General features: G+C 51.0%; 25 protein-coding genes. 18 read left to right on the forward strand and 7 right to left on the reverse strand.

Annotated features, from left to right (window positions below; all coding sequences use genetic code 11):
• The first annotated feature begins 12 nt into the window (after positions 1-12).
• On the forward strand, positions 13-396 hold the full coding sequence (locus IEY46_RS04745) for a cupredoxin domain-containing protein (RefSeq protein ID WP_188989621.1): 384 nt from the start codon (positions 13-15) through the stop codon (positions 394-396).
• A 34-nt stretch (positions 397-430) separates the two neighbouring features.
• Here IEY46_RS04745 and IEY46_RS04750 read toward each other — a convergent pair whose 3' ends face one another.
• Positions 431-685, reverse strand: a complete 255-nt coding sequence (locus tag IEY46_RS04750) for a hypothetical protein (RefSeq protein WP_188989623.1) — start codon at positions 683-685, stop codon at positions 431-433.
• A 118-nt stretch (positions 686-803) separates the two neighbouring features.
• Here IEY46_RS04750 and IEY46_RS04755 point away from each other — a divergent pair, with 118 nt between their 5' ends.
• From IEY46_RS04755 to IEY46_RS04765, 3 genes are all read left to right on the forward strand, one after another.
• The gene (locus IEY46_RS04755) at positions 804-1,091 is read left to right on the forward strand and encodes a Dabb family protein (protein WP_188989625.1); all 288 of its coding nucleotides are present in this window, start codon (positions 804-806) and stop codon (positions 1,089-1,091) included.
• Between the two features lie 79 nt (positions 1,092-1,170).
• Positions 1,171-1,596, forward strand: coding sequence for a DUF86 domain-containing protein (locus IEY46_RS04760; RefSeq protein WP_188989627.1), 426 nt, complete (start codon positions 1,171-1,173; stop codon positions 1,594-1,596).
• Between the two features lie 177 nt (positions 1,597-1,773).
• Entirely contained in the window at positions 1,774-2,439 is a 666-nt protein-coding gene (locus tag IEY46_RS04765) for a helix-turn-helix transcriptional regulator (protein WP_229750068.1), read from the forward strand.
• A 75-nt stretch (positions 2,440-2,514) separates the two neighbouring features.
• Here the strand turns inward: IEY46_RS04765 and IEY46_RS04770 are convergent, their stop codons facing one another.
• Positions 2,515-2,826 (reverse strand): hypothetical protein, encoded by a 312-nt coding sequence (locus IEY46_RS04770; RefSeq protein ID WP_188989629.1) that lies wholly within the window; start codon positions 2,824-2,826, stop codon positions 2,515-2,517.
• Positions 2,827-3,177: 351 nt separating this feature from the next.
• Between IEY46_RS04770 and IEY46_RS04775 the strand changes: the two genes are divergently transcribed.
• Positions 3,178-3,672, forward strand: a complete 495-nt coding sequence (locus IEY46_RS04775) for a DUF948 domain-containing protein (RefSeq protein ID WP_188989631.1) — start codon at positions 3,178-3,180, stop codon at positions 3,670-3,672.
• Between the two features lie 14 nt (positions 3,673-3,686).
• Positions 3,687-4,082: a YtxH domain-containing protein gene (locus tag IEY46_RS04780; RefSeq protein ID WP_188989635.1), complete on the forward strand. Its 396-nt coding sequence runs from the start codon at positions 3,687-3,689 to the stop codon at positions 4,080-4,082.
• A gap of 82 nt (positions 4,083-4,164) precedes the next feature.
• Here IEY46_RS04780 and IEY46_RS04785 read toward each other — a convergent pair whose 3' ends face one another.
• Positions 4,165-5,046 (reverse strand): AraC family transcriptional regulator, encoded by an 882-nt coding sequence (locus IEY46_RS04785; RefSeq protein ID WP_188989638.1) that lies wholly within the window; start codon positions 5,044-5,046, stop codon positions 4,165-4,167.
• Between the two features lie 201 nt (positions 5,047-5,247).
• Here IEY46_RS04785 and IEY46_RS04790 point away from each other — a divergent pair, with 201 nt between their 5' ends.
• From IEY46_RS04790 to IEY46_RS04825, 8 genes are all read left to right on the forward strand, one after another.
• Positions 5,248-6,549, forward strand: coding sequence for an alpha-glucosidase/alpha-galactosidase (locus tag IEY46_RS04790; protein WP_188989640.1), 1,302 nt, complete (start codon positions 5,248-5,250; stop codon positions 6,547-6,549).
• A 321-nt stretch (positions 6,550-6,870) separates the two neighbouring features.
• The gene (gene racE / locus IEY46_RS04795) at positions 6,871-7,680 is read left to right on the forward strand and encodes a glutamate racemase (protein WP_308422776.1); all 810 of its coding nucleotides are present in this window, start codon (positions 6,871-6,873) and stop codon (positions 7,678-7,680) included.
• A gap of 188 nt (positions 7,681-7,868) precedes the next feature.
• A complete protein-coding gene (locus tag IEY46_RS04800; RefSeq protein WP_188989644.1) occupies positions 7,869-9,083 on the forward strand; it encodes a M14 family metallopeptidase in 1,215 nt (404 codons plus the stop codon).
• 161 nt (positions 9,084-9,244) lie between these two features.
• A complete protein-coding gene (gene fur, locus IEY46_RS04805; protein ID WP_188989646.1) occupies positions 9,245-9,721 on the forward strand; it encodes a ferric iron uptake transcriptional regulator in 477 nt (158 codons plus the stop codon).
• Between the two features lie 250 nt (positions 9,722-9,971).
• Entirely contained in the window at positions 9,972-10,244 is a 273-nt protein-coding gene (locus IEY46_RS04810) for a hypothetical protein (protein WP_188989647.1), read from the forward strand.
• Between the two features lie 84 nt (positions 10,245-10,328).
• Positions 10,329-10,631 carry an iron-sulfur cluster assembly accessory protein gene (locus tag IEY46_RS04815; RefSeq protein WP_188989649.1) on the forward strand — a complete coding sequence of 101 codons (303 nt, stop codon included), beginning with the start codon at positions 10,329-10,331 and terminating at the stop codon, positions 10,629-10,631.
• Positions 10,632-10,678: 47 nt separating this feature from the next.
• Positions 10,679-10,900, forward strand: a complete 222-nt coding sequence (locus IEY46_RS04820; protein ID WP_188989652.1) for a YuzB family protein — start codon at positions 10,679-10,681, stop codon at positions 10,898-10,900.
• A 319-nt stretch (positions 10,901-11,219) separates the two neighbouring features.
• A complete protein-coding gene (locus IEY46_RS04825) occupies positions 11,220-12,464 on the forward strand; it encodes a DUF445 domain-containing protein (RefSeq protein WP_188989654.1) in 1,245 nt (414 codons plus the stop codon).
• Between the two features lie 151 nt (positions 12,465-12,615).
• Here IEY46_RS04825 and IEY46_RS04830 read toward each other — a convergent pair whose 3' ends face one another.
• The gene (locus IEY46_RS04830; RefSeq protein WP_188989656.1) at positions 12,616-14,598 is read right to left on the reverse strand and encodes an LTA synthase family protein; all 1,983 of its coding nucleotides are present in this window, start codon (positions 14,596-14,598) and stop codon (positions 12,616-12,618) included.
• A 95-nt stretch (positions 14,599-14,693) separates the two neighbouring features.
• A complete protein-coding gene (locus IEY46_RS04835; protein WP_188989658.1) occupies positions 14,694-15,833 on the reverse strand; it encodes a THUMP domain-containing class I SAM-dependent RNA methyltransferase in 1,140 nt (379 codons plus the stop codon).
• A 119-nt stretch (positions 15,834-15,952) separates the two neighbouring features.
• Between IEY46_RS04835 and IEY46_RS04840 the strand changes: the two genes are divergently transcribed.
• The gene (locus IEY46_RS04840; protein WP_188989660.1) at positions 15,953-16,579 is read left to right on the forward strand and encodes an O-methyltransferase; all 627 of its coding nucleotides are present in this window, start codon (positions 15,953-15,955) and stop codon (positions 16,577-16,579) included.
• An 85-nt stretch (positions 16,580-16,664) separates the two neighbouring features.
• On the opposite strand, the gene IEY46_RS04845 is transcribed toward IEY46_RS04840, so the two are convergent.
• Positions 16,665-17,879 carry an MFS transporter gene (locus IEY46_RS04845; RefSeq protein WP_188989662.1) on the reverse strand — a complete coding sequence of 405 codons (1,215 nt, stop codon included), beginning with the start codon at positions 17,877-17,879 and terminating at the stop codon, positions 16,665-16,667.
• A gap of 205 nt (positions 17,880-18,084) precedes the next feature.
• On the opposite strand from IEY46_RS04845, the gene hemE reads away from it, so the two are divergent.
• The 3 genes from hemE to hemG are packed head-to-tail and all read left to right on the forward strand — an operon-like array spanning position 18,085 to position 21,649.
• Complete coding sequence (hemE, locus tag IEY46_RS04850; RefSeq protein ID WP_188989664.1) at positions 18,085-19,155, forward strand: uroporphyrinogen decarboxylase; 1,071 nt, start codon at positions 18,085-18,087, stop codon at positions 19,153-19,155.
• The gene (gene hemH / locus IEY46_RS04855; protein ID WP_188989666.1) at positions 19,148-20,077 is read left to right on the forward strand and encodes a ferrochelatase; all 930 of its coding nucleotides are present in this window, start codon (positions 19,148-19,150) and stop codon (positions 20,075-20,077) included. The genes hemE and hemH overlap by 8 nt, the downstream gene beginning before the upstream one ends.
• 24 nt (positions 20,078-20,101) lie before the next feature.
• Positions 20,102-21,649: a protoporphyrinogen oxidase gene (hemG, locus tag IEY46_RS04860; protein WP_308422777.1), complete on the forward strand. Its 1,548-nt coding sequence runs from the start codon at positions 20,102-20,104 to the stop codon at positions 21,647-21,649.
• Between the two features lie 296 nt (positions 21,650-21,945).
• On the opposite strand, the gene IEY46_RS04865 is transcribed toward hemG, so the two are convergent.
• Positions 21,946-22,506, reverse strand: coding sequence for a phosphatidylglycerophosphatase A family protein (locus IEY46_RS04865; protein WP_188989668.1), 561 nt, complete (start codon positions 22,504-22,506; stop codon positions 21,946-21,948).
• Positions 22,507-22,509 lie beyond the last annotated feature (3 nt).

Consider the following 22,509-nt stretch of genomic DNA (forward strand, 5'->3'; position numbering starts at 1 on the left):
GAGCAAGGAGAAATGCATAAGTGGATTATGTTCATCGTTTTCGCAGCAGCTTCACTTTTAGGCGTGTATTTACTGACAACTCAACTTCCGGGCAAGCCAGTGGATGAAGCCGCCTCGCTGCCGCCAGGTACGACGCTCTTAAAAGTGGAAGCATCAAGCGACTTCGTATTCGACAAACCGGAATACCATGTTAAAGCAGGAGATAAAGTAATCATGAAGCTTATTAATAAGAGTGGGGTTCATGGCTTGGCTATTCCTGAACTGAATATTGATCTGCAAGGTGACAAAATGGAACAAGAGCTCACCTTGGACAAGCCTGGCAAGTATGAAATGCACTGCTCCATCATGTGTGGAACAGGGCATGCAGATATGAAGTCCGTTCTAATCGTTGAATAAACGGAAAAAGGAGCCTTAGGGCTCCTTTTTTCGATCAGGTTTGACTTCGGCGTCTTGTGCCGCGGGCAATCATCCAATCACAGAACAAGCCAATCAGCGCCCAACTGATAATCGTCAGTACATACATCAGAATGACATTCAGCTCATGAATATCCATGAATAAATCGGCAAACCAGCCGGGGATGCTGAACATGAAGAACACCATGTTGTGCGGGTCATACCCCGTATAATTAAAAAGGCATAGAACAACGCCGATCAAAGTTGCGACAATCGTAACTGGATAACGCACAGAGATACCAGCCCCTTTTTGCAAAAGAATTGCCGATGTACGGCAGCATAGGTTATTATGTGACAAAAGGGATCACATCATGCGATACATATCCCAATAGAAAAGGAGCGATTTAGTCATGATAACGCATATTGTATTATTCAAGTTGAAGGACCGTTCTCCCGAGAGCATTGCCCGGACCGTGGAGGTGCTCAAGGATATGGAAGGCAAAATTGACGAACTCCGGTCCATTGAGGTAGGCACCGATGTTCTCCACACGGAGCGCTCTTATGATATTGCACTCGTTACCAAAGTGGATTCGTTGGAAGCACTGGCTGCTTATCAGGTACACCCTGTTCACAAGAAAGTGATTGAGCATATGACGGAAGTGCGGGAATCCTCAGTAAGCGTTGACTATGAGAGCTGAATCCTTTAGAACATGAGACTTTAGGCTGTATGGACTCGCAATTGAATACACATGTAAACAATGGCAGGAGCTTGATGGCATGTATTATGTAAATCGGGAACAGATATCGGCCAGACTAAACGTCATTCCGAAGGTAGTAGATGCGCTGGAATTAATTGCGGCCGGCTGGGATGGTCAATTGCTCAAGAGCTTTGCCCAGGAACGGGCTCTGCATTTGGCCATTGAAACGGTAACCGATGTTGGCAGCTGCCTGATCGACGGTTTTATTATGAGGGATGCCAGCAGTTATGAGGATATCATTGATATTATCGCCGGGGAAGGCGTATTTTCGGCGGATATCCATGGGACGCTGTTGGAACTGGTCCGGCTGCGGAAACCGCTGGTACAGGACTATTATGAATGGGACAGAGCTCAGCTTCATCCTCTTACGCTTGTCCTTCCGGCAATCCTGCAGCAGTTTCAGACTGCGGTCAATACTTATCTGGAACAGGAATTGGATCGATAAATTCGTATTTGAGAGGGGCAGCAGCAGGCGCAATCGGGCCGGCAGCTGTCCCTTTTTTATAGAGAGACATAGGTCCTGCGATTTACGAAACATTAAAAGTGCGATACAATGACGCTAATATATCGTGCGGATAAAGCTTGAAGCAGGAACCGTGCGGCGCGTAAGGTGGTGGTGAAGGTGGAACAGAATGGCGAGTTTTTTGCACAACAGGAACTGCCTGCCCGGCATGAGGGATCGACGCGCCAAACCGTCCTTCTGCTGCTAAAGACGAAGGGACAAATGAGGGCCAGCGATCTGGCGAAGCATCTTGATGTAACCGAAATGGCCGTCAGACGCCATCTCAGCACTCTGGAACGGGATGGACTAATCAAGCTTTCCGTCGTTAGACAGGCTATGGGCCGACCGTCCCATGTCTATCGATTAACAGAGCAGGCCGAGCATTTGTTTCCTAAGAACTATCATGTGCTGGCGCTGGATCTGCTTCAGGAGCTTGAAGACGATCCGGATACCGCTCTCTTGGTCGACCGTTTATTTGAAGGGCGAAAGCGAAAGCTTATGGAACGGTATGCGTGGAGGATGGAAGGGAAGTCGCTGACGGAGAAAGTAACAGAGCTTGCCGCCATTCAAAATGACGGCGGGTACATGGTGCAGCTGGAGCAGGATCAGGATGGTTTTGTTCTTCATGAATACAATTGCCCGATTGCGCAGGTGGCAAGCCGTTATCAGCAGGCCTGTAAGTGTGAGTTGGCGCTGTTCAAGCAGCTGCTGGATACAGAAGTCGAACGAACGGAATGTCTGGCCAAAGGCGGAGGCAAATGCAGCTACCGGATATCCGGGGGATGAAGCTGCTATTATGTCAAGGCAGGGAATAAGTGACAAACAAAACACGGGGGAGCTGTCCCCCGTGTTTTGCTGCGTTTATTTCGGGTAATCCGCCGCAACTATACCGTGAAGAAATAAATCTATGACCTGACTGGCAAGCAGGGATGGAGATTTATGACCTGGCAGAAGCTGTGTGACGGTCAGACGTTGAATAACGCCGACCAGACTTTGCTCAATCAGCTCCATATCGACTTCCTGACGGAAATAGCCGCTATTCTGCTCGAACAGCAAGTTTTCAGCGATGATGGCGGACATCCTGGATTTGATGTTCTCCGATTCCTCGCTCTGAATAAATCCGATCCGGGTCAGATCGTGCCGACTGTCCAAATAGCTGAAGATCCGTTCCATTACAAGTGATACCTTCTTATACTGGGCCAGAGGAGCGGCAGTTTGAAACCGAAGGCAAAAGCAACGCGGGCGGAAGCGTGCACGCTTCTGGCTTCTATTCTGAGACAGCTTCGAACGCCAAGTTGACACGGAGCGTATCCATCGGACTTCCAGCGTTTGGTAACACATGGGTATGACCAAACACAACTATCGCTCTGCCAATGCAGAGCGATTTTTGCTTTGTGGTTCTTACTAAAAATACAAGGGCTGGTCCAATCCTAAAAACCAGTGTCAAGTCAAGCCCATGCTGCTTATACTGTGGGTAGAAATGGGCATTAGTCTATCGTACAGCAAAAGGAGGGCGGAAGGACGATGCTGACTCTTTGGCTCACAGCTGCCTCTGTTGCCGCATTTGTTATGCTGGTGCTGGGTGTGCTCTTATGGCTGCGGTCCGTGGACCGCAAGCTGGTTCAGCTTATAAAGGCCGCAGAGGCGATGGAGCGTCACGCAGGAGCAGCAGCCGCACAAACCTGTGAGCTGATGGAAGCGGCCTCGAAAACGCTCAAGACGGTACAGCGCCAGCTTGACGATGCATCCGGAATGTTGAAGTCGGTCCAGAGAATCGGGGAAACCGTGGACCACACAACCCGGGCGATCAGCGCTTTGTCGGGCGTCTTGTCGGAGACGACAGAACGTTATGTGGCAAAGTCGGGCGGCAAGTATCAACGGCATTTGAGCGAAGCGCTGGATTGGGCTGAGGTGGGATATACAGCTTGGCAGTTCTGGCAGACTAAGCGCAAAGAAAACAGGAATTCTTCTGCATGCCCGGACTATGTGAAGGGGCACGCTAGTAAAGAGAACCAATAAAAGGAGCGATTAAAATGGCGAAATACAAACGGAGTAACAGCTTTTTGTTAGGTGCATTTGCCGGAGGGATTATCGGGTCAATTACAGCATTGCTGCTCGCGCCCAAGGCCGGGAAGGAGCTTCGCAGCGATATTTCCGCAAGCACCCGCGAGGCAACAAGCCGGACCGTGAGGGCGGTTACGAATGCCAGTGATTGCACGGCGCGTGCGGTGAAGCAGGTCGGCCACAAAGCAGCCGTTCTCACCGACAAAGCCAAAGACACAGCAGGCCAGGTCATCGGAAGCATCAGCAGCTGGCGAGGAGCCAGACAGGATGATCTGCAAGGCAGTATTCTGCTGGATTCAGTAGCTTCAGACGCCATACAAGAAGCCAGGGAAGAAGCCAAGGAAGCGATAGAGAACGATCGCTAGGAAATTCTGGTCGTTCCCGCAGCAAAAGTTCACGAACATAAAAACAACAATAAAGGCAGAGCCATTATGAATGGCCCTGCCTTTATTGTTGTACGCTATGGTGTTCCTTGCGATGCCGCGTGCGGTATTCCGACGGGGCCAGACCGTAGGTTTTGCGGAACTGTTTGGAGAAATAGAGAGCATCCAGGTAGCCGACAGAAGAAGCGATCTGGTCAATCGACAGATAATGCTGTCCCACCAGAAGTTCCCGTGCCCGTTCCATGCGGACTTTCAGCAGAAACTGCATGGGGGAAACACCCGTTACCTGCTTGAACATTTTGGATAGATGAGTACGGTGGTAACCAAGCTTCCGGGACAGATCCTCAATGGAAATCTGCTGGGCATATTGGAACGAAAGCCAGCGCACAGCCTGTTTGATCTGCCGTTCAATATCCGGAACGATCGCCAAAGAGTTAAAGGTCAGCTTACCCGCATTGCAGACTCCATACTCCTTGAACATAATGCGCAGCAGCCCGCTCGCTTCCAGATCAGCCAGCTCCGGGTAAGGCGCACGTTCAAGCGTTACCTTCATCCGCTTGTAAAGATCGCGGAGCGGACGCAAATCATCGCTGTGGATCACGGGGTTCAGCGGTGTGATGCCCATGGTCAGCAGCAACGGCTCGGCCATATGTCCTTTGAAGGCGACCCATCGGTAGGACCACGGATCATGGGCATCCGCGATGTAGGAGAACAGGACATCCGGGAAAATAAAAAACGTATCTCCTTTACTGCATTCGTACCTCGTGCCGTGGATTTCAAATACCCCGCGGCCGGAAATCACGGTATGGACCAAATAATAATTATGGACCGATGGACCGATCCGGTGGTTTGGAAAAGGCTTGCCCTCGCCTGCAAACAAAACCGACAATTCACCGTGCGCCGGCAGGGTATTGGATTCGATGGATATTTTATAATGATCGTCCATGATTGTTCATTCCTTTCGGGAGGATCTTGTTTAGCCGCAAACGTCATTTACAGCGTATAATATAAAACTACATATGTCCATATTGATCATGCATTAATTCCTACTCAAACCTATGTTTATTGATTTATAGTAAGGATAAGGAAATACATTAAACCGCTTTCTTGGTTGAAAAAATGTTTATCTATTCAAGGGAGGATACTCATGTCTAAAATTACGTTTCTTGGAGCAGGAAGTACCGTATTTGCTAAAAATGTGCTAGGCGATTGTCTCAATACACCGGCGCTGCAAGGATTTGAAATCGCGCTGTTTGATATTAACCCGGAGCGGTTGTCGGATTCCGAAACCATGCTCAACCATATCAAGAATACGAGCGGCAGCACAAGTGTGATCAAAGCCTATTCGGACCGTAAGGAAGCATTGCGCGGAGCCAAATATGTGGTCAACGCCATTCAGGTCGGTGGCTATGACCCTTGTACGATTACGGATTTTGAAATCCCCAAGAAATACGGCTTGCGCCAGACGATTGCCGATACCGTCGGCATTGGCGGAATTTTCCGCAATTTGCGTACCATTCCCGTGATGCTTGATTTTGCCCGCGATATTCAGGAAGTTTGTCCGGATGCGCTCTTCCTCAATTACACCAACCCTATGGCCGTCCTGACCAATGTAATGAATACACACGGGGGCGTGGAAACAGTCGGCCTATGCCACAGCGTCCAAGCTTGCGTCAGCGGGTTGTTTGACAGCCTGGGTCTTGATCAAACGGGTGTCAAATCGAAAATTGCCGGCATTAACCATATGGCATGGCTGCTTGAGGTAACCAAGGACGGGGTCGATCTGTATCCGGAAATCAAACGCCGCGCGCGCGAGAAACAAAATGAGAAGCATTGGGATATGGTCCGGTACGAAATGATGTTGAATTTCGGTTATTATATTACCGAATCCTCCGAGCATAATGCGGAATATCACCCCTACTTCATTAAGAAAAGCTATCCGGAGCTGGTGGACCGCTTTAATATCCCGCTGGATGAGTATCCGCGCCGTTGTGTCGAGCAAATCGACAGATGGAAGAAACTCAAGGATGAGCTTGTTCATAATTCCGAGCTGCATCATAAGCGGACCCATGAATATGCTTCCTATATTTTTGAAGCCATGGAGACCAATGTACCTTTCAAAATCGGCGGAAACGTCATGAATACAGGCGGTCTGATCTCCAACCTGCCGCGCGAGGCTTGCGTCGAGGTACCGTGTCTGGTTGACCGCAGCGGTGTAACGCCTACCTATGTCGGCGCCTTGCCGCCGCAGCTTGCAGCGCTTAACCGTACGAATATCAATACGCAGCTGTTGACGATTGAAGCGGCGATTACAGGCAAGCGTGAGCATATCTATCATGCCGCCATGCTTGATCCGCATACCGGGGCGGAGCTGTCCATGGATGATATCCGCTCCATGTGTGATGAGATGATCGAAGCGCATGGCGAGTGGCTGCCAAAATACAAGTGAGGTCCAAAATGGCCAAAGAGCCGCCCATCCTCGAAGAGGACGGGCGGCTCTTTGGCAGCCCCACCAGATAGCCGGATAAAGAACTGAAATATGTGATAGGAAATGATTGGATATTCCGGGTTCGGGACCCTGGCAGATGCGGAAAACCGTTTTGCAGAATCCAGGGAGCAACCCCGGTTCAACTACAGTACCGCCGCGGTTTGGCGGACTTCTCGCTTTCTTGAACCTTGTCCATGGTTAGGCTAAGATGTAGGTACGTTTTCATTCCCGTATTCATATTCTATTGAAGTCTGCCAAAACGTACAAGAAAGCGGTGTGTCTGTGCAACAACCGATTGCAATTCTGGATTCCGGCGTAGGCGGTCTTACCGTAGTCAAAGAAGTGATGCGCCAGCTTCCACGCGAGAAAATCATTTATTTCGGAGACACGGCACGCACGCCTTACGGTCCGCGTCCTGCCGAAGAGGTTACACGATTTACAAGAGAAATTGTGGATTATTTGATTCAATACCGTCCGAAAATGATTGTGATCGCCTGTAATACGGCAACAGCGGTTGCACTGGAGGATATCCAATCACGAGTTATCATTCCTGTCGTCGGCGTGATTTATCCCGGCGCGAGAGCGGCTAACAGCTCGACCCAAACGGGGGTTGTTGGCGTGATCGGTACGGAAGGGACAATCCGCAGCGGAGCCTACGAACACGCGCTCAAACATTTATCTCCAACTATTGACGTCATCAGCCTGGCTTGCCCGCGGTTTGTGCCTCTGGTGGAGCAGGGGAATTTCCGCTCCGAAGAGACGTTTGAAACGGTCAGAGCATCGCTGCAGCCGCTCAAATCGGATAAATTGGACACGCTCATATTGGGCTGCACCCACTATCCGTTTCTGGTAGAAACGATAGCCGAGGTTATGGGGAAGGATGTAAATCTAATCAGCTCTGACGGAGAAACAGCCCGGGAGGTCAGTACGATCCTTCAAGACCGCAACCGCCTGCAGCAGGGCGAGGCTGTGCCTGTGCATCAATTTTTCTGCAGCGGGGATCCGGTGATGTTCAAAAGGATTACTCAGCAATGGCTGGGTGAGCAAATTGAGCTGATGCCCATTGTATGGCAGGTTCCAAAGATTGGCTAGACCCGCAGGACCCCATTTAAGAACAACTGCCTGAATATTTAAGATGCCATTTTAACATCCCCTGCCAGAATAAGTAATCTGGCGGGGTTTTCTTATAATATATCATGCTCGCTTCATCGCGTGCATAGCATGGGTCTATAAGGTGCCCTGCAGGCTGGGCGACCATATATGAGCAAGGAGGCTGTCCTATGTTCCCATATATCGTAAGGCAAGGAGATACAGTGCTGAGAATTGCCCGGGAATTCGGAGTGAACACGGAATCGCTGCTGGCTGCTAATCCGCGGCTATCCGCTGCGATTAAGCTTATACCTGGCTTGCTGCTGTTGGTTCCCGACCAGTTGGCTTCCATGTATTGCATTCAAAAAGGGGATACGCTGCTGCGGATTTCCGAAGCCTTCAATGTTCCTGTAACCGGACTCACCGCTGCAAATCCGCATCTGGATCTGAAACAGCTGGTACCCGGGCAAATGATCAAGATCCCTCTGGGAGCTCGCAGCCGGATTGTTGAAGGCGGGGCAGAATACGGGCATGCTGAGCTTAAGCGGGATTTGGAAGCGCTGGAACATGAATATCCCTTTCTGCAGAAAGCTGTGATCGGTTACAGCGTGCTGAACAAACCGATTTCTGCGGTTCGGCTTGGCGATGGTCCACGCAAGTTGCAAATTAATGCTGCCATGCATGCCAATGAGTGGATTACAACTCCGCTGCTGATGTTTTTTATGGAGGACTTAGCCAAAGCTTGCGCTTGCGGCGGGAGTTTTGGCGGAGTGGATATGCGCAGGCTCATGCAGCAAGTATCGGTGTGGTTTGTGCCACTCGTGAATCCTGATGGCGTGGAGCTTGTACAGGAGGGCTTGCAGCGTGACCATTCCTATTATAATCAGCTTCAGCTGTGGAATCGGCATTCCAGTCATTTCGCAAAGTGGAAAGCCAATGTGCGGGGAGTGGATCTGAACGATCAATTTCCCGCTTTCTGGGAGGAGGAAGTGAAGCGCAGAGGAACGGCGGGACCGGGTCCGCGGGATTATCCTGGAACGGCTCCTCTATCGGAACCGGAGGCGCAGGCATTGTTTTCTTTTACACAGGAACAGGGCTTTGATATGGTGCTGGCCCTTCATACGCAAGGCCAGGAGATATATTGGAACTATCGGGGCTATGAACCGCAACACGCTGAGGCGCTTGCCCTCAAGCTGGCGCTAGCCTCCAGTTACAAGCCTGTCAAGCTTAGCGGCAGCGATGCCGGCTTTAAAGATTGGTTTATTCAGGATTTTCGCAAGCCAGGCTTCACGGTCGAGGTAGGATTAGGCGTTAATCCGCTGCCGATCGCATCCTTTCCGGATTTGTATGACGAACTTTGGCCGCTCTTGGTCACTGCAATCGAAGCGCTGGCGGAGGAAGCGTGAGCAAAACTACTTGGCAACAAAGTTGAAAGCAGTTCGCGGGGCTAAGGAAAGTTCAAGATAAGCGTCAGTTGTCCATAGAGGAGTTGTCGGAGGATTTGTAATTTGTTATAATTAAAATTAAATAGTAATTATTACTGAACCTTACAGAGAGCCGGTGGGTAATGATGAGCATACTCGATGAAATGGGCACAGCCAATCGACAGCTGATCGTCATGGGTTACAAAATAACACGGCAACGTGAAGCTACTCTGCGCGTGTTATTCGAGAATGAGGCCGAACACCTCAGCGCCGAGGAAATATTCATGCTGGTAAAGAAGAACAACCCTGATATCGGGCTCGCTACTGTATACCGGACTCTTGATCTGCTGAACGAACTGGATATCGTCGAGAAAATAAATTTCGGCGATGGTGTGGCTCGTTTTGATTTGCGCAGCAAGGATCACGAACATATGCATCATCATTTGCTCTGCAGCGAATGCGGCCAAGTCAAAGAAATCAAGGAAGATTGGCTGCAGGAGATGGAAGTGCGGCTTGAGAAGGAATTTGGTTTTAAAGTATCCGACCATCGCCTGGAATTCACAGGGAGATATCATAAATGCGCGAATAAATCCTGCAAAAAAGTCAGGAAAGCCGTATAAGAAAAGAGCCTTTCCATGGAGAGGCTCTTTTTATGTGAGTCATTTTCCTCCCGTATGCGGCTGGCCTGTGATCCAAGCTTTGATAATTTTTGAATCCCTATTGTCTGGCTTGCGTAAATATTCTTAATGGAAATGCGGCACTTCCTGCCGTTTGGGATAGATACCTGCAAGAGGGTAATCTTATAACCGACATGCATTCGGAAATGTACGCTCCAGCAAAACAGGTTATACCCAAAGGAGGCAGGCAATTATGAGAAAATTATTTTCGCTTCGGCATTGGCGGCATGTGTTTGCCCGCATCTACCGTCTCCTTACTTCGCGCCATGTCAAATTGATTCACAAGCTGCTGTACATTGTTCCGGTATTCCTGTATTGGGTGCTGCCTGATGTATTGCCTTTCATGCCTATTGATGATATTGCCGTCACGATGCTCGCGGCGGAGGGATATACGCGCTATATGGAACGCAAATACGGCGAACATCTCGGAATCGGCAGCAGCGCCGGACAGTCTCGCGAAAAATAGCAGAACCTATACGGTTGAACAATTGGCCGGGTTTCTTTAAAATAGGAAAAGACGTGTTTGAACATAAAGGAGATGTTTACCGCAATGAAATGCAAAATAACCCGGAATGCCGCCAAAGTTTTGCGCCAGGAGCTGGACAAGTCTGAAAATGAAGGCAAGTTGCTGCGTGTTTATGTGACCCACTCTCATGGCGACCACGCCCACTACGGTATGCGTATGGACGATGCCGGAGAGAACGATGCGGTTGTTGAAACCGATAAGGAAATTACGGTTCTGCTTGAGAAGAACGAAGAGCTGCTTGATGGCGTCAAAATTGATTATTTATATTTGCCCAAGGAAGGGTTCGTCATCTCCAACCCGGTTAAAGGTAACCACGGCGATCATTAATGGACAAGGCTTTCTGGCAACAGGAGATTGGGGAGACGACTAGGATCATGGCGAACGATATTCGTATCTGCGACAAATGCAAGCATGTCCGTATCAAATCGATGCTGCCGAAGCTTGCGCAGATGGCACCTGGCACCGAGGTGCGGGTAGCTTGCAAGTCCTATTGCGGACCATGCTCGCGCTTTGCTTTTATTTTTATCAATGGACGCTATGTCACCGCGCCGACCGAGGATGAAGTGATAGAAAAAGCGCGCAAATATGTGAAATAACTCATCATGCCGCCATTTGCCGGTGTGAACGCAGGGCAAACGTCACCGCTTCGATGACGTTTGCTTTTTCATTGTCAGGGTAATGGTCCTGTATAACCCCCTGGATGGATTTGTGCTTGCTGCTTCCGCGTTGTAAAATGTGGGAAAAGGATGATTCACAAAAACTCTTAGCATATGCTTCCGAAGTGATTTTTTGCTCGCAGTGAAGTGAATTCAACGGGGTATCACAAAAACTCTAAGCTTATGCTTCCGAAGTGATTTTTTGCTCGCAGAGATGGGGATTCAACGGGAGTATCACAAAAAATTAAGGAGGCCGTATATGAACTCAAAATACTTGGCGGGAATATCATTAGCTATTATGGCCGCCGGCTTTCTAGTTACCTTATTTTTTCCGGAGAACACGTTTGTTTTCTTGCTGAAAGGGGGCTTTGAAGCCGGCCTGGTTGGCGGGATTGCTGACTGGTTTGCCGTTACGGCGCTGTTTCGCCATCCCTTCAGCATTCCAATCCCGCATACAGCGCTGCTGCTGAAAAATAAAAGTCGGATCATACAATCCCTGATTTCAGCGATGGAAAATGAGCTGTTGAATAAAGAGAGCATTGAGAACAAGCTCAGCAAGCTTCATGTGCTGCGAATGGCTTCTGTCCAGCTCACCAAGCTGATGGGAAGAAAAAAAGCGAGAATTCAAATCGCTGATTTCCTGGTCCAGCTTGTACTCCGCTTGCCGCTCGCCAATGCGGTCCCGGTCATTCAGTCCTGGCTGGTCTCGTATTTGCAGAAAACGGACATGAAGGTCGTTGCCGAATCGGTTATTACGAAGGTGATGAACGACGGCTACGATGAGAAAGCGCTGGATTTTGTGCTCGGTGAAGCGGCGAATTGGGCAGCGCGGCCCGAAACAGGGGTCATGCTTGGCAAATTGGCCATTGAGAAGCTGTCGGAGGTCAAGGCAGGCGGATTCATGGGCTTTGCGCTTCAGGCTTTCGGCGGTCTGATGAACGAGGATAAGCTGGGTTCGATTTTGCAGAATATGATCCTGGGCGGGATCAATGATTTGAAGGTGAAGGAAAATACATACCGCGAGATGATCATCCGGGAGATCCGCATTCAGCTGTTCCAGCTGGCGGATAACGAGAATCAGCTCCTTGCGGCGAAAAACTGGGCGATCGAACGCATAGCAGGCGAGAGCGGGGAAGCGTTCCTGCAGGCAAGGCTTGAAGATATACGCAGTCTGGCACTGGCCAGACTGGAGCAGGAGAAGCAGAACGGTGGACGTTCCATATTCCGTCTGTACCGCGCAGTGATTCGCCATCTTGCTCTGGAACCGGAAAAAATCGATGAATGGGAAAGCCGGCTGTTGGCCTACCTAATTCAACTGGTGGAGTCCAATCATTTCCGCATCGGTCAGCTGGTAAAGGAAAATCTCGATCAGATGGACGATGCCGCGCTCGTGAGTATGCTGGAGGAGAAGGTTGGTCAGGATCTTCAATGGATTCGGGTGAATGGAGCACTCTGCGGATTTGTCGTGGGGATCATTTTATCCGCGATCCAGCTGCTGAGCTAGCCCGGGTTACTTTCAGGAGCCTTAAGACTATGAACGTTTGGATACAGAAAAAAGCACCCGTTGTCTTGAAGCTGATCCATTCTCAGCTTCCTGGACAGCGGGTGCTTTTTAACGTGAGAATCTAGGAGGATCTGTTCCCATCTGTGTGAGTCTAGCGCTCTGCGCGGAATGTTTTAATCAGATTATGCTCGATTACCCGGTCGGATGCAATCAACTCCTGGCGTGCTTCGTCAGCTCCGCTTTTACAGGTATCGGGTGCCACTTGCTGGCCCGTCGTAACATCCAGACATTGGGCATGCTCAGCAATATAATCGTCGGATGGCATATAGAATTGGCTGCCGTCCGTGTAGCCGCCATTGCGGAATACCACTTTCTTGCCTGCAAGAGGCTTGTCTGTGATAAGGGGCATGCCTGCCATCGTTTTGTCAGCGGTAGAAATCCCGAGCAGATGAAGCACCGTAGGAGCGGCGTCCAGCTGCCCGCCGACCTGTTCGTAGGTGCCGGCTTTCGCCCCATCCGGCAGGTGGACAATCAGTGGCACCTGCTTTGGAATATTGATCCGGTCAAGCTCGGTGAGCGACCTGCCGAGGAATTTTTCGAAAGGCTCCCATTCCTTGATGGAATTGTCGTGATCGCCATAGAACAGAAAAATTGATTTGTCCCACAGATGCTCCGCTTTAAGCCTGTCCATCAGATCGCCCAGCGAATCGTCGACATAATGGGCAGCTTCCAGATAATCACCGAAAATGGTTCCTTTGAATTCGCCGACATCCAGCGTCTGGACGCTTGCAGGCAGCGTATAGGGATGATGGCTGGATAAGGAGACCATGAAGGAATAGAACGGCTGCTGCTTGCTCAGCATCAAATCTACGGACTGCTGGAAGAACGAACGGTCGCCAAGCGACCAACCGAGTGGTTCATCGATGGTGAAGCTTTTCGTGCTGTAAAACTTATCATAATTCAAGGTGCTGTACATCGCATTGCGATTCCAGAAGCCGCCGTCATAGGCGTGAAACGCACCTGTCGCATAACCGTTGTCCTTGAGTGTATCCGGCATGCTGTCGTAACGATTCTGGGCAAAACGGATGAATACCGAGCCGCTTGGCAGGGGGTGTAGCGAAATATTGGCTGCCAGATCGGCATCGGATGTACGGCCTTGTGCAGTCTGGTGATAGAAGTTTTTGAAGTACAGGGATTCCCCGATCAGTTTGTTCATATTCGGGGTCACTTCTTGGCCATCCACCTTCTGGCCGATCAGAAAGTTCTGGAAGGCCTCCAGCTGGATCATAATGACATTGGCACCTTTATAGCGGCCAAACATGCTGTCTTGCTCCAATTGCTTGCGCATGCTGCCGCGGTCCTGGAACCACTGCCTGGCTTCCTGGATCTCTTCATCCGAAATTTTATTGTCTTTCAGCCAATGCTGCTCGGCGTAGCGGTAGAGATCATAACCGTGAAAACCGATGACGCCGGTCACATTGTAGAGGGACATATTCCACCAATTGCCTGTAAACAGCCCCAAGGCCCACGTACGCTGCGCATAGGATACAGGAACAAAAACCAGCGTCAGACCGGTTGCAAATACGATCAGGCTGAGCGAAAGACGGATCATGATTTTGCGCAGCTTGTTCGGTTTAACGAAGGACAATGAAATGTCATTGCTTGTCTTTCGCTTGCGCAGCAGGACGAACCCCGCATAAGGAACAATGAGCAGCCAGTCGGCAAATAACCAGATGTCCTTCCAGGCGAGGAGCGATTGAATGCTCTCCCCCAGTGAGCTTACTTGCCCGGCTTGTGTGAGCACCGGGATCGATATGATGTCCTGAAAATAACGGAAGTAAATCAGGTCAGCATATATAATGACGGTCAGCAGCACATTCAGCACCACCAGCGCCAGGATACGGCCACGATGTGGAAGCCACAGCGTCCAGAAGCAGAGTAGGGCCAGCGTGCCAAGAGCGATCAGAACATCCTGACCGTCCATCGCCATATACGGAACATGAACGTAACGGTCGAATAAGACCAGCTTTATCATCATTAAAGCAAAGAAAAGCAAATACTCGATGCCTTTATACCGGGTGACAAGCTTCATGCCCGTTCCGCTCCGCCGGATGGGTTGCAGCGGTTGAGTCATAACAAAAGGTGTCCTTTCCTGTTTACAAAATGTTAATAATGTCTTTACCCATTATAGTACATTTCATATTCAGATCAAGGCTCGGGATGCTTGTCCTAGCCGCGGAAAGGAGGGCGTGGACCAAAATATTGGTAAAGCGCACATTCGATCCGGCCATTGTAAAGCTTGCGCCTTTTGTCGGCATTACGGCCGAAATAATGCTCCACCGATTTGGATGGGCTAAGTGCGAAGAAAGACCAGGTAGGCAGGTAAAGTGCCGTATGGCCTAGCTCCCGCAGCGCCCTCTCGGCTTCCGTATCGTCTCCCAGCCGCGACCCGTAGGGCGGGTTTGTAATGATGCAGCCATAGTCGCCCTGCGGCTTCGCCTTGGAGACAGGAAGCACGCTAAGCTTGATATCGCGGGCGAAACCGGCTTTCTTGACGGCAGCCTCCGCTACGTCGATTGCTCCAGGATCGATGTCCGAACCGGCAATGGATAGCGGGATATCATCCTTAACGGCATCGAACGCTTCCTCGCGGGCCGCTTCCCACAGCTCTTCAGGGATGATCGGCCATTGGTCGCTGTTAAAGGAGCGGCGCAGGCCGGGCGCGATGTTCCAGCCAATCATAGCCGCTTCGATAGGAATGGTGCCCGATCCGCAGAAGGGATCATAGAGCGGACGATCCGGCTGCCAGCGGCTGAGCAGCACGATCGCCGCCGCCATGGTTTCCTTGAGCGGGGCTTCCGTAACGAGCTTGCGGTAACCCCGTTTATGCAGACTTGGGCCTGTGGTGTCCAAAGTAATCAACGCTACATCGTTCATTAGCGATACCTCGATAACATATTTCGCTCCATCCTCCGGGAACCATTCTGTGCCGTAGGTGGCTTTCATTTTCTCCACGACCGCTTTCTTAACGATGCTCTGGCAGGCCGGTACGCTCGTCAACTGGGATTTCTGGGATCGGCCGTTAACGGGAAATTCGCCATCTTCGGGAATCCAGTCCGCCCAATTGACCGCTTTGGTGCCCTCGAACAAATCTTCGAACGTGCGAGCAGGGTATTCGGCCATCTTGATTAGAACGCGGTCCGATGTACGAAGCCACAGATTCGTGCGGCAGATATCGGCCAATCCGCCAGTGAAGTTGACGCGCCCGTTCTCCACCTGCACATCGTTATAACCCAAATCCTTCAATTCACGGGCTACTATCGCTTCAAGTCCCATAGGGGATGTTGCTATAAGCTGTAATTTTTCCAATTCAATCACTCCGATTCACCTACTCCGGTTGTCTCCGGTCATTAAAAATCATACAATCAAGTATAGTCATTGTAAGGCGGCATGACAAACTAAAACTCACGGGAAGAGAGGTATGACGGATGTCGACAGAACAATATGTGGAACGGCTGCTGGGCGAGGATGCCGATCTGGAGCGGGTCCATAAGCGGATCCGGGAACAGGATATGCCGGAAATTTCAATCGCGCCCGGTTATGGCAAATTGCTGACCATGCTTGTGCATCTGGCAGGTGCGAAGCAGGTGCTGGAGATTGGAGCGCTTGGCGGCTACAGCGGCATATGTCTGGCAAGAGGGCTCAAGGATGGCGGGATGCTGACTTCTCTGGAGTTGAAGCCTGAATTTGCCGATGTAGCCAGAAGCAATCTGGAGGCGGCTGGCCTTGGGGAACGTGTGGAGTACCGGATTGGAGATGCCAGGGCGAGTTTGGACATTCTACTTCAGGAAGGACGCACTTTCGATTTTTTCTTTATTGACGCAGATAAGGAAAACTATCCGGTTTATCTGGATTATGCCATCAAGCTGGCGAATCCTGGTGCGGTCATTACCGGCGACAATGCCTTGCTGCACGGCAGGACGATCGATCCCGAACGTACGGGTCCCTCTGTGATTGCAATGCGGGAGTTTAATGAACGGATGCTTAGCGACGAGAGGCTGATCGGTACCTTGCTGCCAGCCTATGATGGGCTTGCAGTTGCCATTGTGAAGTAGGGTTGCTTAGCCTGATAGGTACTGAACTGGTAGTAAAGGACGGACATCCCTGCAGGGATGTCCGTTTTTTTGGTTGATTGGCAGATCATCTTGACTTTGCCGCCCTGTTCTTTCCGGCAAGCGTATGCCGCACCCAGACGGCATTAACAAGAAACAGCGCGGAGGAGACGAGGAATACGCCTCCTATACCGATCCAACCAGAAATCACACCGCCGACAAGCGGGCCAAACATGTTCCCAAGGCTAAGGGTGCTGGTATTGAAACTGTAGGCCCGCCCCTCCATTCCGTCAGGCGTGAACTTGCGGATCAGGGCATTCACGGAGGGGATCAGCCCTCCAAGAAATACCCCCTGCAGGAATCGGAAGAGAAGCAGCTGCCAGACACTGGTTGCCACAGCTTGAGGAACGAACATTAGTGCAGCGCCGATCAGGGAAACGGCGAGTATCCGCTCCTGTCCGATCCGGTCGCTTAACCGTCCAAGCATGGGGGAGGCGAACATATTGGACATTCCCGCAGCGGCGCTTACAAGTCCGGCCCAGAAAGCTATGTTCTCGTTGGAGCCATGCAGCTGCTGGACGTAGAGGGGAAGCAGAGGCATGGGCCCGACCATAGCGAACTGAATGAGAAAGGTAACCGCGAACAAAGAGGTCAGCTGCGGAATCCGGCCAAGCTGCCGGAAACCTTCAAGCACAGATGCATTGGGCCTGGTTGCAGCCATCTTGTGATCGAAGCTTTCCTTCACGATTAACAAGGCAAGCAAGGAAGCCATAAACAGCAAAGAACCCGTCAAATAAAAAATCGGTCGGAAGCCGATTCCGTCGGCAAGGAGCCCGCCGAGGAGAGGTCCCAGCATAGTGCCGGCAATCCCGCCGGACTGCAGGGTGCCCATGGCAAAGCCTGTCCGGTCCTTTGGCGTTGTCGCCGAAACCAGTGAAATGGCCGCAGGATTGAAGCCGGATATGGTGCCGTTGATCATACGCAGCACCAGCAAATGCCAGGGGGAGGTAGCAAACCCCATGAGCACAATAACGATCGCCATCCCGAAACCGGAGCGAAGCAGCATAACTTTGCGCCCATACCGGTCGGAGAGCTTGCCCCAGAGAGGTTGAAACAAGAAAGCTGTAACGAAGTTACCGGCGAATATAAGACCTGCCCATGTGGCGATTTCGTCAGGGTCGGTAAGACCAATGCCAGGGGACTGCAAATAGAGGGACATAAACGGAATAATCATCGTCATGCCGCCCATAACGAGAAATTGCCCCACCCACAAGACGGCCAGATTCTTTTTCCATTGCTCCATAATCGTAGGTTCTCCAATCATTTGCTCGTCACATAAACACGGATGGAACAAGTATAGCATACCCGAATAAACAAAAGATTTAAGCGGAGCAAGTCTCTATTTGTCATATAGTTGTCATCGAAAAGCCAGGGAGAGCGGTTGTTACGCCTCATTAAAAAGGGCATAATGGTAACGAAGAGAATACGTATAGAAATGGGGAACGTCAATGAGCTACAACGATCGGTTCATCCGGGCGAGCCGGAAAGAACATGTCGATCGCGTACCCGTCTGGTATATGCGACAAGCGGGACGTTATGATCCCGAATACCGTAAAATCAAAGAAAAATACTCGCTGCTTGAAATTTGCCAGCAGCCGGAACTTGCTGCTGAAGTCACGCTGATGCCGGTGAAAAAGCTCGGTGTGGACGCGGCAATTCTATACTCCGATATTATGAATCCGGTCGCTTCGATTGGCATCGACTTCGATATTGTTGCAGGGGTAGGGCCGGTAATTGCCAACCCTATACAATCATCTGCCGATGTGGCCAGGCTGAAGCCTATTGATGTGGAGGGAGACCTGTCCCATATTCTGGAGACGATCCGCATACTGGACCGAGAGCTTGATGTGCCTCTTATTACATTTGCCGGCGCGCCGTTTACAATCGCCAGTTATTTAATAGAAGGGCGACCTTCCAAGTCCTATATCCGCACTAAGACAATGATGTACAGCCAACCGGAGATTTGGCATCAACTGATGCAAAAGCTGGGCGATATGGTTATTACATACGCCCGTGCCCATATGGCGGCAGGCGGCAAAGCATTTCAATTGTTCGACAGTTGGGTCGGAGCACTAGCCCCCCATGATTTCCGGCAGTTTGTGCTTCCGACGATCGAGCGTATTTTCTCGGAGCTATCCGACCTGGACCAGCCCAAAGTGTACTTCCCCGGCGTGGCCTCCGGCGAGCTGCTGCCGGAGCTTGGCGTACTGGAAACCGATGTTATCGGGCTGGACTGGCGTGTATCGATAACCGAGGGCAGGCGCCGTATCGGCGATCGCTATGCGGTTCAGGGGAATCTCGATCCGTATGTGCTGACGGCTCCAATGGATATTATTAAAGCCAATGCCAATCGAATCATTGACGAGGGAATCCAACAGCCCGGATTTATCTTCAATCTGGGACACGGGTTGTTCCCGGAAGCTTCGCTTGAAAAATTGCGGGATTTGACTGCCTATATTCATGATTATTCCGCTGAGGCGATTGCTGCAGCCGATCAGAAGGAGGGGCGCCATGTCTGAGCGTAAAACCGGAGTGCTTGTCATGTCCTATGGAACGCCAGAGACTCTTGACGGCATTGAAGAATATTATACGCATATTCGCAGGGGGAACCCCCCTACTCCCGAGCAGTTGGCAGATCTCAGTAGCCGTTATGAGGCTATTGTAGGAGGATTCTTTCCACTGAGAGAAAATACGAACCGTCAGGTGGCATGCATTCAGGACAAGCTGGATACGATGGCACCGGGGCGTTATATGTGCTATCAGGGGCTGAAGCATGCTCGTCCATACATTGAAGATGGGGTAGCAAATATGGCGGCGGACGGCATTCAAGAAGCCGTCGGCATTGTGCTTGCCCCTCATTACTCCACCATGAGCGTGGGCAGCTACGTGAAACGGGCTATGGAAAAGGCACTGGAGCTTGGGATCGAGATGCATTTTGTAGAAAGTTATCATTTGCATCCAAAGCTGCTTGAAGCCCTGATTAGTCGCGTAAAAACAGCCCTGAATGCTTTTGATTCTTCAAAGCCGTTGAAGGTGCTTTTTAGCGCCCACAGCTTGCCGGTTAAGATTCGGGAGATGAATGATCCCTATGAAGAGCAGCTGCTGGCAACATCGAAAGCAGTGGCCGAAGGCGCCGGTGTTGCAGATTGGGAGTTCACCTGGCAAAGCGCGGGCCGTACACGCGAGCCTTGGCTTGGGCCGGACATTTTGGAAACGCTCAAGGATGTTGCGGAACAAGGGTATACGCAGGTATTATCGGCTCCCATCGGTTTTGTTTCCGATCATCTGGAGGTACTGTACGATCTTGATATTGAAGCTGTGGCCGCTGCGGAACCATTGGGGGTCCACTTTGCCCGTATTGAGATGCTGAATACCGACCCTCTCTACATGGAGACGTTGGCGGAGTCCGTCATTTCGCAAGATACCTGGCGGCAAGGATAAAGGCCATTTATGAGGGTAGAGGAGATGAACCACATGCGGGGAAGCGGACAACCTGATCGCTTGGTCGTCATTGGCGGCGGGATCAGCGGACTGAGCTCCGCTTTTTATTTATTGCGTGAAGCGGAAAAACGCGGACGCCGGATCGAGATTACCATCATAGATCCTGCGGAGAAGCTGGGCGGTAAAATCAATACGCTAAAGCGTGACGATTTTGTCATTGAGCGCGGTCCGGACTCGTTTCTTGCACGCAAGAATGCCATTATTGACTTGGCTTGGGATCTGGGAATCGAGCAAGAGCTGGTAGGAACCAATCCTGCCGCCAAAAAAACCTATATCCTTCATCTGGGCAAGCTGCATCCCATGCCGACCGGGCTTGTTCTTGGCATACCGACGGAAATTTCCCCCTTTCTCAAGACGGATTTGGTCTCTTGGGGAGGCAAGCTGAGGGCATTGCTGGATTTTGTGATTCCCGCCCGCAAGGACGAAACGGATGAAGCTCTGGGCGATTTTCTATCGCGCCGATTGGGCGACCAGATGATGGAGCGTGTTGCGGAGCCGCTCCTGGCAGGAATTTATGCAGGTGATTTGCGCAAGCTCAGCCTGCAGGCGACATTCCCGCAATTTCGAGAGGCTGAACGCAGGCATCGCAGTCTGATTCGCGGGATGAAAGCGAACAAACGTCTGGCGCCGGCTGTCGCCGCTGGGGCAAGCAAGCTCCCTGCTGCTGTACGCGGCAGCATGTTCCTGACCTTCAGGGGCGGGTTGACGACGATGATTGAAGCGCTTGAAAATGCACTTGCAGGTACAGAGCGCAGAGTCTGTACCAAAGTCGTAGCCTTCCGGCCTAACGAGCCGGTGGCGGATGAAGGTTCAGATGCCGGACAGGTCGGGGCTACGAGGATGGATACCGAAACGGGTCAGACTGTTGATCCAAGCCAGGCTTGGGCGCCTTATGACGTTCTGCTTCATACTGGTGAAATTATTCAGGCGGATGGCATTATCATTACGGCTCCCGCTTATGACGCTGTGGAGCTGCTGGATCCTCATTTGGATACGCATGCGCTGCGCGCGATTCGATATGTTTCTGTAGCCAATGTGGTGATGGCTTTTGACAAGAAGGATTTCGGAGTGGAATTCGATGGTTCGGGTTTTGTCATCCCGCGTTCGGAGGGTACCACCATTACAGCCTGTACCTGGACATCGGCGAAATGGCTGCATACCAGTCCCGGCGATAAAGTGCTGCTGCGTTGTTATGTGGGCCGTTCCGGTGATGAAGAGGTGGTCGATCTGCCCGAATCGCAGCTTGAGGATGCGGTACGCCGGGACATCCGCGACATTATGGGAATCACGGCAGTGCCGCTTTTCACGGAGATTACCCGGCTGCATAAATCCATGCCGCAGTATCCGGTTGGACATGTTCAACAAATCGCCGCGCTGCGTGCGCGGATGAGCGCCAAGTTGCCAGGGGTTTTCGTGACAGGAGCTGCATTTGACGGCGTTGGCCTGCCTGATTGCATCCGCCAGGGCAAGGAAGCCGCTGCTCGGGTCTATGAAGCGATAAGCAAGTTTTAAGCATACGCAGCTATAAATGACGAAGCGCCTGGCGCTTCGTCATTTTTTTTTGGGATGTAAGAGTATGCGGGGGCATGAAGACACAAGTTGTTTGAACGATGGCTGCAGCACTTGCAGCAAGGTTTTCCCTTGCTATAGGGGGAAGAGCGGGTTAATTGTTGAACCTATGTTCCGGACATGCGAGTCATGCTGCTTAAAAAGAACCGTCAGTTTCACCTGACGGTTCTTTGGGTTGCCGATGAAAGCTGCATTCACTTGGGGTATTATCCGCCTTCTTATACGGCAGAGACCGCCCGTCAGTCCAGCGGCGGGCCGATAACTTCTTCAATTTCAGCTTGTTTACGGTGGGCAATACGGCTGCTTGCCGAGGCGGCAATGGCACCTACAATATCATCTAGGAAAGTATGGCACTGTTCGCCTTCCTTATCGTTGAGCACCTTCAAGATCCCCGGCTTCAGTTTATCAACATAACCGAAATTAGTTAATCCGATGCTGCCGTATACGTTTACGATGGATAGAGCGAGAATTTCATCGCAGCCATACAGGCCTTCGTCATTCTCAATCATTTCCTGCAGAGGGGTTAGCAGCTTGCCTTCCTCGGCGAGCATATCGAGCTGGATGCCTGTCAGAACCGCATTCTGAACTTCCCGTTTAGACAGCACTGCTTCTATGTTCTGCTCGCATTCTTCCAAAGTGAGGCTTGGATAATACGATTGCTGTAAAAACATAACGAGTTCGGCGATTTGACTAACGGTAACGCCTCTTTTGGCAAGCCATTCCTTAGTCGTTGAAGCAACAATTCCACTGTTCAAGCTGTATAATTTCGACTTAGCCACAGGCTCACCTCTAGTTTCCATTTT

It is taken from the genome of Paenibacillus nasutitermitis (assembly GCF_014641075.1).
Taxonomy (GTDB): Bacteria; Bacillota; Bacilli; order Paenibacillales; family Paenibacillaceae; genus Paenibacillus_Z; species Paenibacillus_Z nasutitermitis.